This is a genomic window from Phenylobacterium sp., from assembly GCF_036402295.1.
Taxonomy (GTDB): Bacteria; Pseudomonadota; Alphaproteobacteria; order Caulobacterales; family Caulobacteraceae; genus Phenylobacterium.
The window spans coordinates 1-14,888 of sequence record NZ_DASWTE010000181.1; the positions used below are offsets into that span (position 1 = coordinate 1).

The 14,888-nt window shown below is 71.4% G+C and carries 12 protein-coding genes and 1 tRNA gene; 7 read left to right on the forward strand and 6 right to left on the reverse strand.

From position 1 onward, the window contains the following. Positions 1 to 152: 152 nt before the first annotated feature. Positions 153 to 1,082 (reverse strand): N-formylglutamate amidohydrolase, encoded by a 930-nt coding sequence (locus VGD44_RS11410; protein ID WP_414694642.1) that lies wholly within the window; start codon positions 1,080 to 1,082, stop codon positions 153 to 155. Between the two features lie 136 nt (positions 1,083 to 1,218). Here VGD44_RS11410 and cpdR point away from each other — a divergent pair, with 136 nt between their 5' ends. The 3 genes from cpdR (at position 1,219) to VGD44_RS11425 (ending at position 2,661) form a co-directional block, all read left to right on the forward strand. Beyond that, the gene (gene cpdR / locus VGD44_RS11415; RefSeq protein ID WP_331087013.1) at positions 1,219 to 1,575 is read left to right on the forward strand and encodes a cell cycle two-component system response regulator CpdR; all 357 of its coding nucleotides are present in this window, start codon (positions 1,219 to 1,221) and stop codon (positions 1,573 to 1,575) included. A 130-nt stretch (positions 1,576 to 1,705) separates the two neighbouring features. Further along, positions 1,706 to 1,780 (forward strand) — tRNA-Val (locus VGD44_RS11420). Positions 1,781 to 1,878: 98 nt separating this feature from the next. Next, positions 1,879 to 2,661: a class I SAM-dependent methyltransferase gene (locus VGD44_RS11425; RefSeq protein ID WP_331087015.1), complete on the forward strand. Its 783-nt coding sequence runs from the start codon at positions 1,879 to 1,881 to the stop codon at positions 2,659 to 2,661. A gap of 127 nt (positions 2,662 to 2,788) precedes the next feature. On the opposite strand, the gene VGD44_RS11430 is transcribed toward VGD44_RS11425, so the two are convergent. Next, on the reverse strand, positions 2,789 to 3,178 hold the full coding sequence (locus tag VGD44_RS11430) for an ATP-binding protein (protein ID WP_331087017.1): 390 nt from the start codon (positions 3,176 to 3,178) through the stop codon (positions 2,789 to 2,791). An 89-nt stretch (positions 3,179 to 3,267) separates the two neighbouring features. Between VGD44_RS11430 and VGD44_RS11435 the strand changes: the two genes are divergently transcribed. Together VGD44_RS11435 and VGD44_RS11440 are read left to right on the forward strand one after the other, a co-directional pair. Continuing rightward, positions 3,268 to 3,732, forward strand: coding sequence for a FecR family protein (locus VGD44_RS11435; RefSeq protein WP_331087019.1), 465 nt, complete (start codon positions 3,268 to 3,270; stop codon positions 3,730 to 3,732). Further along, positions 3,732 to 4,301: an OmpA family protein gene (locus tag VGD44_RS11440; RefSeq protein ID WP_331087021.1), complete on the forward strand. Its 570-nt coding sequence runs from the start codon at positions 3,732 to 3,734 to the stop codon at positions 4,299 to 4,301. The genes VGD44_RS11435 and VGD44_RS11440 overlap by 1 nt, the downstream gene beginning before the upstream one ends. Here VGD44_RS11440 and VGD44_RS11445 read toward each other — a convergent pair. From VGD44_RS11445 to VGD44_RS11460, 4 genes are all read right to left on the reverse strand, one after another. Beyond that, positions 4,298 to 6,226 (reverse strand): CHASE2 domain-containing protein, encoded by a 1,929-nt coding sequence (locus tag VGD44_RS11445; RefSeq protein WP_331087023.1) that lies wholly within the window; start codon positions 6,224 to 6,226, stop codon positions 4,298 to 4,300. The genes VGD44_RS11440 and VGD44_RS11445 overlap by 4 nt on opposite strands. 84 nt (positions 6,227 to 6,310) lie before the next feature. Next, entirely contained in the window at positions 6,311 to 8,473 is a 2,163-nt protein-coding gene (locus VGD44_RS11450; protein ID WP_331087025.1) for a CHASE2 domain-containing protein, read from the reverse strand. Beyond that, on the reverse strand, positions 8,448 to 9,410 hold the full coding sequence (locus VGD44_RS11455; RefSeq protein WP_331087027.1) for an MBL fold metallo-hydrolase: 963 nt from the start codon (positions 9,408 to 9,410) through the stop codon (positions 8,448 to 8,450). The genes VGD44_RS11450 and VGD44_RS11455 overlap by 26 nt, the downstream gene beginning before the upstream one ends. Before the next feature lies 1 nt (position 9,411). Then, positions 9,412 to 9,720: an STAS domain-containing protein gene (locus tag VGD44_RS11460; protein ID WP_331087029.1), complete on the reverse strand. Its 309-nt coding sequence runs from the start codon at positions 9,718 to 9,720 to the stop codon at positions 9,412 to 9,414. Positions 9,721 to 9,940: 220 nt separating this feature from the next. Here VGD44_RS11460 and VGD44_RS11465 point away from each other — a divergent pair, with 220 nt between their 5' ends. Both VGD44_RS11465 and VGD44_RS11470 read left to right on the forward strand, forming a co-directional pair. Beyond that, a complete protein-coding gene (locus VGD44_RS11465; protein ID WP_331087031.1) occupies positions 9,941 to 12,088 on the forward strand; it encodes an HWE histidine kinase domain-containing protein in 2,148 nt (715 codons plus the stop codon). Between the two features lie 200 nt (positions 12,089 to 12,288). After that, positions 12,289 to 14,888 (forward strand): TonB-dependent receptor plug domain-containing protein (locus VGD44_RS11470; protein ID WP_331087033.1); only part of this gene is annotated, 2,600 nt, incomplete at its 3' end.

Below are 14,888 nucleotides of genomic sequence, written 5' to 3' on the forward strand. Positions count from 1 at the left end.
GTAGGCCGTGATGCGCTTGCGTCCCTCGGCGATGGCGGCCGCCCGCTTCACCGCCGTCGGGCGCAAGGCGTAGGGCGTAGCGGTCTGGGCCATGGCGGGCCCGGCGGCGAGCGCGAACGCCCCAGCCAGCAGGTCGCGCCGCCTCGGGTGCGTCACGCCGCCCTCAGCGCCGACCAGTCGGCCCCGGCCAGGGTGCGGGTCAGCGCCTCCAGGTGGCCGCGCAGGCGCTCGAAGCCCGAGGTGGGCGTCAAGGTCGCCTCGTCGAGGTAGAGCGCCCGGTTCATCTCGACCTGCAGGGCGTGCACGCGCCGGCCGGGCCGGCCGTAGTGCTCGGTGGTGTAGCCGCCCGCGTAGGGGGTGTTGCGGGCGACCCGGTAGCCCAGGCCCTCCAACTCGCGCTCGACACGGCTGGGCAGAACGCCCGCGCAGGCGGCGCCGAAGCGGTCGCCCAGCACGATGTCACTGGGCCGGTCGCGGCTGCCGGCCCGGGCGGCGGCGGCCGGCATCGAGTGCCAGTCCACCAGGATGGCGAAGCCGTGGGCCGCCTGGGCCTCGCCGATCAGACCCGCCAGCGCGTCGTGGTAGGGCCGGTGGGCGCCCTCGATGCGCGCCTTCGCCTCGGCGAAGGTGAGCTTGCGGTGGTAGATCTCCTGGCCCTCGGACACCACGCGGGCGATGGCGCCCAGGCCGGCGGCCACCCGCGCCGTGCGCGAGCGGGCGAACTCGGGCAGCTCGTCGGCGAACATGGTGGCGTCCAGCTCGAACGGCTCGCGGTTCAGGTCGATGTAGGCGCGGGCGAAGCCGGCGGTGATCACCGCCGCGCCATGCCCGGGCGCGCTGGCGATCAGGTCGTCGACGAAGGCGTCCTCGGAGCGGCGGATCGAGACGGCGTCCAGCGCCGCGGCCGACATCATGTCTTCCGGGTAGAGCCGTCCCGAGTGCGGCGAGGCGAACACCAGGGGCGTCGGTGGGGCGGCGGCCGTGCCGGCGCGGCGGATCTCGAACGCAGCCGTGATGCTTTCGCCGTTGGGCGCGGGCGTCTCGGCGCCGGGTTGGGACGGAAGCGCGTTCATCACGGGCATAGAACGCTGTCGCGGGGGGCAGCGTCAAAGGAGATCGCGTTACGCGAGATTGTGATTTCCGGGATCGCGTCAAACGGGTTCATGGCGCCTTTACCCTTCGCTAGCTATTGTAAGGGATCAGTCCCGCAGCAACGCCATGTCCAGAATCCTCCTCGCCGAAGACGACGACAGCCTCCGCGGCTTCCTGGCCCGCGCTCTCGAGCGCGCCGGTCACGACGTGACGGCGTGCCCCGACGGCGAAGAAGCCGTCACCCACCTGGACGAGCCGTGGGACCTGCTGCTCACCGACATCGTCATGCCCGGCATCGACGGCATCGAGGTGGCGCGCCAGGCGGCCGCCAAGCATCCGGGCCTGCGGATCATGTTCATCACCGGCTTCGCCGCCGTTGCGCTGGCCGCCGGCGAGAAGGCTCCGGCCGGCTCCAAGGTGCTGAGCAAGCCCATCCACCTGCGCGAGATCGTCTCCGAGGTGGAGCGGATGATCGCGGCCTGACGCGCGCCCTCAGGCGAAGTGGATACCGGTTCGCCGCCCGGAGGGCGCGCACCTCAAGAACGATTTGGCGCACCGACGGCCGCTTGCGAAGGCCCGGGCCGATCTGTATATCCCCGCCTTCCTGAAGGGCGGACGCGTAGCTCAGCGGGAGAGCACTACGTTGACATCGTAGGGGTCGCTGGTTCAATCCCAGCCGCGTCCACCATTCTTTCCTTCGAAAATACAAAACTTTCAGCCGCTGCGGACGCCGCGCCGCGCGCTGCGCTCTTGGCCTCGCCGCCGGGGTTCCCCTATGGAGGCGCGATGAACCGATCAGACCGCACCGCCGCCTTGCGCCGCCAGCATCCCAAGCCGCCGCTCTACGGGAAGGACCTGCGGCTGACGCGCGAGCAGGCGGAGGCCCGCCGCTCGCCAAACCCCGGGCCGTTCGAGGAGATCTTCTTCGCCCACCACGGACGGCCGGCGAACAAGTGGGTCCACTACCTGCCGTTCTACGACCGGGCGCTCGCGCCCTACCGCGGGCGGCCGATCCGGATGCTCGAGATCGGCGTGATGCACGGGGGCTCGCTGGAGCTCTGGCGCAAGTACTTCGGGCCGGAAGCGACGATCTTCGGCATCGACATCAATCCTGAGTGCGCCGGGCGCGTCGATGCGCCGAACCAGGTCCGTATCGGCTCGCAGGCCGACCCCGAGTTCCTCCGGGCGACGGTCGCCGAGATGGGGGGCCTGGATTTCGTGCTGGACGACGGCTCGCACATCGCCAGCCACCAGCGCCTCTCGTTCGAGGCGCTGTGGCCGCTGCTGGCCCCGGGCGGTCTTTATGTGATCGAGGACATGCATACGGCCTACTGGGAGCAGTGGGAGGGCGGGCTGCGGCGGTCCGGCACCGCGGTGGAGCTGGTGAAGAGCCTCGTGGACGACATGAACGGCCGCTACTTCGACGAGGACGAGGCCTGGGCGCCGTACGAGGAGATCGGGACGGTGTTCACGGCCGACTCCATCGCCGCCATCGAGAAGGCCGCGCGCCACGCGCCGGCCGGCCACGTCTGGACGGACAAGCCCACGCCCGCCTCGCAGGCCGGCTGAGGCAGGCTGGGCGGCGACGCGTCCCTGTCGTCAGATCAGGCCGGCGCAGGCCCGGATCGTGGCCGGGGTTCGCGCAGCAGCGGCGCGAGCGCAGCCGCCAGCCAGGGCCGGCGCGGACGATGGTCGCTCACGGCGCGCCCACCGCCAGCACGACGCGATTGCGGGCGCGGCGGCGGCGGTAGTCGAGGATCTCGGCCCAGGCGCGCACCAGCTCCAGACCGACGCCTCCGCCGCGCTGCAGGTTGGGGCCCTGGAAGGCGGCCGCGCGCGGGTCGAAGGCCGCGCCCGCGTCGCTCATCGTGAGCCGCACGCGCGCGTCGGGGCGGTCCAGGCGGATGACGATGCGCGAGCCGGGGGCCGCGCCGCCGTGCTCGACGACGTTGCCCAGCCACTCCTCCAGGACCAGGGCCAGGCGGTCGGCATGCCGCTCGGCGAGCTCGCAGCGCGCGGCGAAGGCGCGGGCCGCCTTTGCGGCGCGGATCACGCCCTGCTTGTCGGCCACGATGCGCAAGCGCACGACAACGCGTCCGGCGAGGCCCTCTGGGGGGTCGGCTTGGGCGCTGAGCTGAGCTATGTCTGTTCGCCTGTGGTTTCGGGAGAGCCGGGATGAAGACGCGGGCGCTGGTTGCAGGATTGCTGATGGCTGCGGGCCTGTCGACGCTGACCCTTTCGGCGCCGGCCCCGGCGGTGGGCCAGACGGCCGAGATCGGGCGCATCAAATCGGTGGTGGGGACGGCGCAGGTCTGGCGCGGCCAGGCCGCCAGCCCTGCTGCGCCGGGCCGCCAGCTACTGGTCAGCGACGTGCTGACCACAGGTTCGAACGGGCGCATCGGTGTGACCTTCGTCGACAATTCCCGGTTCGCCATCGGCCCCAACAGCCGCGTCGCGCTCAGCCAGTTCGAGTTCGACGACACGACGCACCGGGGCAAGTCGCTGACCACCGTGGATCGCGGCTCGCTGGGCGTGGTCTCGGGCCAGATCGCCAAGGAGAACAAGGACGCCATGAAGGTGCGCACGCCCACGTCGCTGCTGGCGGCGCGGGGCACGACCTTCGTGGTGGACGTGCCGTGATGCGCAGGCTCGCACTGGGGCTCGCGTTCGCCGCGGTCCTGGCGGGCTGCGCGACCCCTAGGGTCAGCCTCTATCCCGACGCGGATGGGGCCACCGGTTCGGTGGCCGTGATGCGCCCGGACACGGGGGCCGAGGTGGGGGCGCTCACCCAGCCCAACACCTGGACGAAGGTGGGCGGCAAGACGGTGGGGGCGCGGCCGGTCACGCGGCCGCACACTGAGCTGATGTCGCACCTGCCGCCGCCGCCGGACGTCTACATCCTCTACTTCGAAGAAGGCACGACGACGGTGACGGCTGCCTCGCGGCCCCGGCTCGACGCGCTGCGGAAGGCCGTCGACGCGAACTCATGGGTGCAGATCACCGGCCACACCGACACCGTCGGCTCGACCGAGGACAACGACCGGCTGTCGCGCGAGCGGGCGATGGAGATCCGCGACGTCCTCGTCGCACAGGGCCTGCCTGTGAAGAACGCCAAGACGACCGGTCGTGGCGAGCGGGAGCTGAAGGTGAAGACGGGCGACGGGGTGGACAACGCCACGAACCGCCGCGTCGACGTGATCCTCCGCTAGTCCGGCCGGAAGACGATCTCGCAGGTGAGGCCGGTCGGGCGCGGCATCAGGCGCACCTCACCGCCAAGGTCGCGCGCCAGGCCCTGGCGGATCAGGCGCGTGCCGAAGCCGCCGCCGACCGTGGCCTCGGCCAGGGCGGGGCCGCCGGTCTCGACCCAGCGGAACTCGATGCGGCCGCCGTCGATGGCGCGCCAGGAGATGCGGATCCGGCCCGTGGGGGTGGAGAGCGCGCCGAACTTCAGCGCGTTGGACCCCAGTTCCTGCAACGCGAGCGCAAAGGCCAGCGCGTGGCTGGCCTGCATCGGCACGGGCGGCCCGTCGATGCGGAAGCGGGCGCCGGGGATGTCGTCGTAGGGCGCGACCACGGTGCGCACGATCGTGCCGAGGTCGGCCGCGCCCCAGTGGACTTCGTTCAGGAGGTTATGGGCGGCGTTCAACGCCATCAGCCGCTCGACGAAGGCGTCGCGCGCCTCCTCGGGGGTGCGGTGCGGGCGCATGGTTTGCACCGCCATGCTCTGGACGGTCGCCAGGGTGTTCTTCACGCGGTGGTTCAGCTCGTTGACGAGCTGCGTCTGGCGGCGCTCGGCGATGCGGCGCTCGCCCTCGAGGGCGGCCTCGAGGCGCGCCTCGGCCCGCCGGCCCTCGATCACCAGCAGCACGAGCATGGCCGCGGCGGTGGCGGCCCCCGGGGCGATCATCGGGATCGGGTCGACCAGGAGGTCGCCGGAGAAGGCCAGGGCGCTGCCGGCCAGGGCGGCGGCGGCCAGCAGCAGCGCGGCGGCGATCACCGTCCGCATCAAGGCCCGCGGCACGCCGAGCCAGGCGGTGAGCACGCCGGCGACCGCGAGGCTCCACTCCAGGATCGGCGCCCAAACCGGCCGGGTGAGGCCAGAGCCGCGCAGGATCGCGTCCACCGCCTGGGCCTGAACGAAGACGCCGGAGACGGCCCGGGCCCGCGGCGTGCCGGCCACGTCGGCGATGCCGGCGCTGGTTACGCCCACGATCACGATCTGGCCCTTGAAGAGGTCGGCCGGCATGCCCTGGCGCATGAGGTTCACGGCTGACGTGGTCGGGGTCTCGCGCCAGTCGCCGAAGCGCAAGACGAGCTGGCCATCGGGGCCGGAGGGGACGCAGGCGCGACCGGCGCAGACCTCGCCGTTCCGGAACGCGATCGTATGCGCGCGCTGGGCGACGCGGACCAGCTCCAGCGCAAAGCCCGGCGTGACGGGGCCGGCGGCGCGGGCGGCGAGCGGCACGCGGCGGACGACGCCGTCGGGGTCGCGGTCGCCGTTGACAAGGCCGTGGCCCATGCCGGCGCCGTCGATGATCGGCAGGTTCGCCACCACCTTGGGGAAGACCAGCAGTCGGGGCGGCGGCGCGCCCTCGAAGTGGGCGGCGGGCGGTAGCGGCGCCTGCGTCTGCTCCAGGTCGTCGAACGAGCCCGGCCGGACGCCGGCGCGGGCCAGGACCACGGGATTGCGGCCGACGACACGGGCGAAGACGGCGTCCATCGACGGCAGCCGGGCGACCTGGCCGGCCGCGGCCGGGGGCAGCTCGGCGTAGAGGCGCGCGAAGTCGGCGGGGTCGGAGCGGTCGCGTTCGGGCAGCAGCACGTCGATGCCGATGGCGACCGCGCCCCGCTCGGCGATCTCCTCGACCAGGCGGGCCATGTAGAAGCGCGACCAGGGCCAGCCGCCCACCTCGCGAAGGCTCTCGGCGTCGACGACCACGACGTGGACCCGGCGCGAGACGTCCGGGGTCGGGACCACGCCCTGGAAGAGATCGTAGAGCGGCTGGGAGAGGCTGGCGCCGCCCAGGGCGACCAAGACAGCCACGACCAGACCCGCGGCCAGGCCGAGCACGCGGATGCGACGGTGGGCGGCCGGGCCCGGCAGTGCGGCGGGCGGCGGCTCGAACTGCGACATGGAAGGGCGTCCCTGAGCGCAGCTCCACCTTAAACTACAATCACACCGTGCAAGTCGAGCGCGGGAGACATCCAATGGTAGGCGTCACGGCCCGCCTGGCCGCCGCCGCAACGCCAGGATGGTGAGGTCGTCGCTGGGCTCGCCGCCGGCTTCGAAGGCGCGGACGCGGGCCACGAGGGCGTCGACCGCCGCCGTCACGTTGCCGGCTTTCGCCGCCTCGGCCGCCGCCGCCAGCATGCGCTTGCGGCCGAACAGCTCCTGGGCGGGCGACTGGGCCTCGGTGAGGCCGTCGGTGAAGGCGATCAGGAGGTCGTCGGGGCCCAGGGTGTGGGTCTCGACCGGGTAAGGGAAGGTCTCGGCTACGCAGAGGGGCGGGCCGCCGTCGAGCGGGATCTGGCGCGCGTTCCCCTGGGCGTCGACGATCACCGGGTTGTCATGGCCGGCGCAGCAGAGGTCGAGTCGGCCGTCGCGCGGGTCGAGCACCCCCACCACCACCGACACCGCCATCGCCTGGCGGTTGTCGCGCGAGAGCTCGGCGTTGATCTCGCGGATGGCGGCGCCCAGCGGCATGCCGGGCCGCATCAGGAGGCTGCGCGACAGGGCCTTGGAGAGCGCCATGAACAGCGAAGCCGGCACGCCCTTGCCGGTGACGTCGCCGACGAGGAAGCAGACCCGGCCGTCGTCGAAGCGGAAGGCGTCGTAGAGGTCGCCGCCGACGGTCTTGGCGGGCTGCAGGATCGCGTCGATGTCAACGGCCGGCGAGATGCGCGAGAGCTCCTCGCGGGGCAGCAGCATGCCGAGCTGGATCTCGCTGGCGGCGGCGAGCTCGCCCGAGATGCGGGCGGCTGACAGCCGCTCGTCCTCCAGCGCCGTGCGCAGGCGGGACTGGACCCGGCGGCCCTCCACGAAGAGCGCGGTGACCAGCACGGCCGACGACGCCGCGCCGGGGACCAGCATCGGATAGGGGTCGATGACCAGATTGTTGAGGAAGGCGATCCAGCTGGCGGCGAAGGCGGCCGCGATCTCGACGGCGGCGCCCGTGACGACCACGGCCATGGCGGCGCGCGGCACGCCGATCCACGACACCAGGACGAGCAGGAGGCCGATCCCCCACTCGAGCGGCGCGGCCCAGCGCGGGCGGGCGAGCGCGGCGCTGCGCAGGATGGCGTCCACCGCCTGGGCCTGGACGAACACGCCGTAGGTCTCGGGATCGCGCGGCGTGGTGACCACGTCGGACGTGCCCGCCGCCGTCAGGCCCACCAGGACGATGGAGTCCTTGAAGGCGTCGGCGGGGATGCCCCGGCGCAGCAGATCGGCGGCCGGGACGGTGCGGTAGTCTTCCACCCGGTCATCGTCGGCGTCGTTGGGCCGGCCGGCGAAGCGCAGCTCGATGCGGCCGCCTGGATCCACCGGGACGCGGTGGCCGCCGATGCGGATGGCGTCCAGGCCGCCCTTGTCGCCCTCCAGCCGGACGGTGTCGGCGCCCTCGGCCACGCGCACCAGGTCGAGCGCGAGACTGGGGGTGAGGACGCCGTACGGCCGGCCCAGCAGCGGCACGCGGCGGATGATCCCGTCGGAATCGGGCGGGCCGTTGGCGAGCCCGTGGCCGAGGGCCGCGCCGTCCAGGATCGGGAGGTTGGAGACCGCGGCGCGGTACAGCGGGATGGCGGCGGGCTGCGGCCCCTCGAAGGTCACTTCCGGTGGCAAGGGGGGCGGGCGGTTGCGCAGGCTCTCGGCCACGCTGTCGTACGACGAGGCGTCGACCCCGGCGCGCGCCAGCACCACGGGCGTGCGGCCGATCACCCGGGCGAAGATGGCGTCCATCGAGGGCAGGGCGGCGACCTCGGCGGCGGCGGCCGGCGACAGCTCGGTGGGATAGGCGGCCACGAACTCGTCCGGCGCCTGGCGGTCGGGCTCGACGAACAGGAAGTCGTAGCCGATGGCCACCGCGCCGCGGGCGGCGATCTGCTCGGTGAGCCGGGCCAGCGCATAGCGCGACCAGGGCCAGCCGCCGATGGCGCCGAGGCTCTCGGCGTCGATGACCACCACCTTGACCTTCGGGCTGGCGAGCGGCGGCGGCGAGACGCGCTGGTAGAGGTCGACGAGCGGCTGGCGCAGCGTCGGTCCCACGAACGCCACGAGCAGGGCGCCGGCCAGCGCGGCGACGAGACCGCCGATCCTGACGCGAAGCCGCGCGCCGCGATCGAGCTCGCCTAAGGAGTCAGACTTTGACCGCGAGTCCGTCATACGCGCAGATGACCTCCAGCGGCGGCCGATCGGCGCGGACCAGCTCCTCGTAGCGCAGGGTTTCGCCGTGCATACGGGCGATGTCCTCGTCCGAATAGGTCGGCTCGTGGTGGAACAGCGCCAGCCGCTTAGCGCCCGCTGCGTGACAGAGGTCGACGGCGACGAGGTTGGACGAGTGCCCCCAGTCCTGTTTCAGGCTGACCGTGTCGCCCAGCGAATACATGGTGTCGCAGATCACCAGATCGGCGCCGGCGAAGAAGGCCTCGAACGCCGTCTCGGCGTCCATGTTCTCGACTTTGTGCTCGCTGTCGGTGGAATAGATCACCGCGCGGCCGGCCTTCTCGAAGCGGTAGCCATACGAGTCGTGGCTGTGGTGCTGGGGGATCAGGCTGACAGAGAGGCCGGCGGCGTCGAACGGGACGCCCGGGGTGTGGACCTGGAACTCGAACTTCGCCCGCAGCCAGTCGAACGGCACCGGGAACGAGATTTCCTCCTGCTGGCGGCGGAGTGCGGTCTCGGCGTCGGGGTGGCCCGAGTGGATGACGATCGTCGCGTTGGGGTTGAAGGCCGGCCCGAAGAACGGGAAGCCCATGATGTGGTCCCAGTGCAGGTGGGACAGGAAGAAGTGGTAGACGGGCGGGTGGCCGGCGGCGATGCGGCGGAAGCTGTCGAGGCCGAATTCCCGGAGCCCCGAGCCCATGTCGCAGATGGCGAAGGCGCCGTCGGCCCCCTCGATCTCCACGCACGAGGTGGCGCCGCCGTAGCCGCCGAAGGTGGCGAAGCCCAGCTCGTCCGCCGCGAAACGGGCCGCCTCGGCCTCGTCGGCGAAGGTGCGGCCGCTCGCGGCGACCAGCGCCCGGGCGACCTTCGCCTGAATGGCGGAGGCGGTGAGCGCCACTGGCAGCGAGCCGCGCGTGCCCCAGAAGCGCACCAGCATGTCAGGCCTCGATCTCGAACAGCTTGTCGTAGCGGCTGATCTGCAGGATGTCGGTCATGTCCTCGTTCGGCCGGGCGAGCTTCACGGTCACGCCCTCGCGCTGGGCCAGGGTCAGCGCCCGGAGGCCGCGCGAGATCATGAAGGCGAGCTGCGAGAGGTCGACCACCAGCACAGCCGTGTCAGCCTTCGCCTCGCGCGCCGCCGCCACCACGCTGGTCGTGAACGCCTCGATCGACTCCAGATCGACCCGACCGGCGGGGATGTACGTCAGCCTGCCGTCGGACTTCGCGAGCGTTGATGAGAAGGCCATCCACAATCCCTGCGCGCATGTACGCCGGGCCCCCGAGAGCGGAACACAGGCCGCAGACTGAACGCGCGGCCGTGGCGGGCGCAACAGGATTCGCGCCTGGGGCGGCGTGGTCTGGCTGGGGCGGCGCCTTCGGCCTAGGATCAGTGTTCTGCAAAGCTTGGCCCTGCCGGGGACGTCTCGTCCGTCCCGCGGCCCGGCGCCGGGGACGACAGGAGTCAGGGTGGAGGGGAGCATCCCATCTGCCGCGCCGGCGGGCCCTCGGGGGGTCGGCTGGGTCGCCGCGATACTGCCGCTGCGCCGCAGCGAGCTCGCAGCCGCGGCGGCGCTGGCGCTGACCTATGGCGCCGCCTCGATCGGCAGCCTCTACCTGCTATTCGCCCCGAACGCGGGGGTGACCTTCTGGCCCGCCGCGGGCGTCGCGTTCGCGGCCCTGGTGGTGGGCGGCTCGCGCCTCTGGCCGGGCGTCTTCGTGGGCCATCTCATCGCAATGTTCGCCCTCGGCCGGCCCCCGGAGGCTGGGGACCTGGTCGTGGCGGGCGGGGCGACGCTGGCGGCGCTGGTCCCGGCGCTGCTCTTTCGGCGACTGCGGCTCGACCCCAACCTGACGACGCTGAACGACATCCTGGCGCTACTCCTGGGCGGCGGGGTGCTCGGAGCCACGATATCGGCGGCCTTCGGCGCGCCCGTGGTGGCGGAGGCGGGCGGCGCCGGCCGGTTGGGCTTGACCTGGTGGTTCGGACACGTCGCCGGCGTGCTCGCGGTCGCGCCGGCGCTGCTCACGTGGCGGCCCGGCGGCAGTCCGGCGCTGCGCTGGCCCGACCGCCTGCACCTGGCCGCCTCGTTGGTGGTCTCGGTGGGCGCGGCCTACGCCATCTTCATCTGGACGCCGCCCGAGCTGCTGCGGTCGTGGTTCATCTTCCCGGTGCTGGTATGGCCGGCGCTGGCCTTCGCGGTGCGGGGCGCCTCGGCGGCGCTCGCGGGCCTGGCGTTCATGGTCTTTTTGGGCGTGATCGAGGGCTTCGGGCCCTTCATCCAGGTCCGCGGCGTCCGCGAGCAGGTGCTGCTGGCCCAGCAGTTCGTGGCCATCGTCTCGGCCACGGTGCTGATCCTGGCGGCGGTGGCCGACGAGCGGCGCGGGCGCGAGCAGCTGCGCGCCAGCGAGCGGCGGCTGCGCGAGGAATCCGAGGCGCTGGAGACCCTGTACCGCACCGGCGCGCAGATCGCCGCCGAGCTCGACCTGGACGCCGCCGTGCAGGCCGTGACCGACGCCGGGCGCTCGCTGAGCGGGGCGCAGTTCGGGGCCTTCTTCTACAACGTCGTCGACGATGTGGGCGAAGCCTACATGCTGTACGCGCTCTCGGGCGCGCCGCGGGCGGCGTTCGACCGGTTCGGCCATCCGCGCAACACGGCGGTGTTCGCCCCCACCTTCGCCGGCGAGGGCGTGGTGCGGGTCGCCGACATCACCCGCGATCCCCGCTATGGCCACAACCCGCCGCACCGGGGCATGCCCGACGGCCACCTGCCGGTGCGGAGCTACCTGGCCGCCCCGGTCCGCTCGCGTTCGGGCGAGGTGATCGGCGGGCTTCTGTTCGGGCATTCCGACCCGGGCGTGTTCACCGTGCGCGCCGAGCGGCTGATCGTGGGGATCGCCAACCAGGCGGCCATCGCCATCGACAACGGACGCCTCTACCAGGCGGCCCAGCGCGAGATCGCCGAGCGCACCCGCGCCGAGGAGCACCAGCGGCTCCTGATGAACGAGCTGAACCACCGGGTGAAGAACACGCTGGCGACCGTCCAGTCGATGGGCGCGCAGACCATGCGCAGCGGCCGCAGCCTGGTCGAGGCGCGCGAGGCGTTCGTGTCCCGGCTGATGGCGCTCTCCACCGCCCACAACCTCCTGACCGCCGAAAGCTGGGAAAGCGCCGACCTGGAGGACGTGGTGCGGATGGCGGTGGCGGCGTTCGACGAGCCGGCGGGGGCGCGCTTCTCCGTCGCCGGTCCGGGCGTGCGGCTGAAGGCCCCTCACGCACTGGGCCTGGCCATGGCGCTGCACGAGCTGGGCTCGAACGCGGCGAAGTACGGCGCGCTTTCTGGCGACGGCGGTCGGGTGGACATCGCCTGGAGCCTGGACGCGAGCGGGAAGATCGCCTTCGTCTGGGAGGAACGCGACGGGCCGGCCGTGCAGCCGCCGGTGCGCCGGGGCTTCGGCTCGCGCCTGATCCAGGAGGGCCTGGCCCGCGAACTGAACGGCGAGGTGGCGATGGACTACCGGCCCGAGGGCCTGCGCTGCGAACTGCGTTTCCAGCTGGACCGGGCCGAACGGGAGGGTGTGGACGACTTCCCGGAAAGTGACGCTGACGTCATTTAGGGCCAAGCTTGGCCATACGGGCCTTTCGACCGCGCCGGATCGACCTATCCCTTACGTCACAAGGTGTTGCCGCGACGCCGCTGTCTCAAACGATCGTTGGACGAACGGTGAGATTTATGTAGCCGACGTGCAACAAACGCCTTCACTATTCCGCCCACTCAGGACGGCCCACCGCAGAGGCTGCCGAGGGGAGGAAAGCAATGACCAAAGGCAGGTTCTTCTGCAGCACATCGGCCGTGGCCGCGCTCATCGCGATGGGCATGGCCGGGCAGGCGCAGGCGCAGGCTCAGACAAGCCCTACGGAAGTCGGTGAGGTTGTCGTCACTGGCTCGTTCATCCGGGGCACGCCGGAAGACGCCGCCCTCCCGGTGGACGTCATCACCCAGGAAGACCTTGAGAAGCAGGGCGCCCCCTCGACCCTTGAACTGATCAAGAACCTGTCGGTGTCCAGCGGCGTGCTGGGCGACACGAACCAGTTCGATACCCGCTCCCAGGGCTCGGAAGGGTCGGGCTCGGTGAACCTGCGCGGCCTGGGCGCCCAGCGGACGCTCGTGCTCCTGAACGGCCGGCGCATGGCCATCAACCCGTTCGGCGCGGGCGGCGCGGGCATCGTGGACACCAACACCCTGCCGACCGCGGCCATCGGCCGGGTCGAGGTCCTGAAGGAAGGCGCCGCGGCGACCTATGGCTCGGACGCCATCGGCGGCGTGGTGAATTTCATCACCCGCACCAACTTCGACGGCCTCGAGGTGGGCGGCAGCTATCGCTACATCGATGGCTCCAAGGGCGACTGGGACGCCACCGCCATCTGGGGCATGACGTTCGACAACGGCAGCATCATGCTGAGCGGCGGGTATCAGCATCGCTCGGAGTTGCGGACCACGGACCGCAGCTGGGCTCAGCAGACGTTCGCCGAAAACGCCCAGGGCGGCTGGTCGGGCGGCTCGAGCGTGACGGCGTTCACGCCCGTCATGCAGGACGCGACCGGCCGCTTTGTGCCCACCAATTTCCTGGTTCCTGGCGCCGTTGCTTCCTACCGGGTGGACGTGGGCTGCGTGCCGCTGGGCGGCGCGCTTCAGGGCGGCGCCCTTCCTGCCTGCAACTGGCAGTACACGGAGTACGACAACCTCGTCGAGCACGAGAACCGGTACCAGGTCTACGGCGAGGCGAACTTCGACCTGTCCGAGAACCACCACTTCCACGCCGAGGGTCTTTACGCCTATACGGACGTGCCGCGGTGGAAGACGTCGCCTTCTTATCTGGCGCTGCAGACCCCGACCGCCACGACGAATCCCACGGCCGGGAACATCTCGCCAACGGTGCTGGTTGCGAACGGCTTCTTCGTGCCGTCCAACAACCCCGGCTACATCGCCTATCAGGCGGCGAACCCGACCCAGCTTCCGGCCAACGCGACCGGCGCGTACTTCCCTGGTGTCCGCTATCGTCCGCTCTCGTTCGGGGGCAACCCCCTGTTCAACGACCGCGGCTCCTCAGTGGGCCTGCGCCAGTACGAGGCGTATCGCGTCTCGGCCGGACTGAAGGGCGACCTGCCCTGGGGCGGCCTCGGATATGACGTGGCCGTCACCTACGGCCAGGAAGTGGCCCGTCGGACCGGCTACGACACCGTGGTCGGGCGCCTGCAGCTGGCCATGCGCGGCTTCGGCAGCCTGGCCGGGGACACCGGCGGCGGCTGCACCGCGGCCGAGACGGCCAACTTCACCACCAACGCCGGCAACCAGGCGCTTGGCTGCCACTTCTTCAATCCCTTCTCGAACGCGATCCAGGCGAACGCCGTGACCGGAGCGGCCAATCCCGGGTTCAACTCCGCGGTGACGAACAATCCGGACCTGATCCGCTGGTTCTTCCCGCAACTGTCGACGAAGCAGAGGGCCCGGCTGTTCGTGTTCGATGCGGTTGTCACCGGGAAGACGGGTATCGAACTTGGCGGCGGCGACGTCGCCTGGGCGGCCGGCGTGCAGTTCCGGAAAGAGGGCTTCGAGACAAGCTACAACCAGTTCGCGGACCGCGACGTCTCGCCCTGCATCGACACGCCGATCACCGGAAGCACGGCCTGCTCGCCGCGTGCCGGTTCGTTCCTGTTCCTCTCGGTTGCGAGCGAGGCCGACCTCGAGCAGTCGATCTATGCGGCCTTCGCCGAGTTGAGCGTGCCGTTCACCGATGCCATCCAACTGCAGCTGGCCGCCCGCTACGAGGACTATGGCGGCGAGGTGGGCTCCACCTTCAATCCGAAAGCCTCGGCGCGCTGGCAGGTGACCGACTGGCTCGCGCTTCGTGGGTCGGTGGGCACCACATTCCGTGGTCCGCCGCTGACCTCGCTGAACCCCAGCACCGGCACGGGCTTCAGCTTCATCGCAGGCTCGTTCCGGGCCATCGACTTCACCGGCAACCCCGACCTCGAACCCGAGGAAGCCACCACCTACTCCGCCGGCGTCCTGTTCGACATCGGCAACTTCAAGGCGAGCATCGACTACTGGCGGTTCGATTTCGACAAGCCGATCGTCGCCGAGCCCTCGGGTCCGATGGTCGACACCATGTTCCCGGGCGGGTCCGCGGCCCGGTGCGGCAACCCCGCCTTCGCCGGCCTCCAGGCGCGCTTCACGTTCCAGGGCGCCTGCTCGGTCGCCAACATCTCGCGCGTCCAATCGTTCGTCGTGAACGGGCCGACCGTGAAGACGTCCGGCATCGATTTCCTGGCGGACTATGTGTTCGAGGACGTCTGGGGCGGCGGCGACGTCCGCCTCGGCGCGTCGGCGACGTACACGCTGGAATACAAGATCGA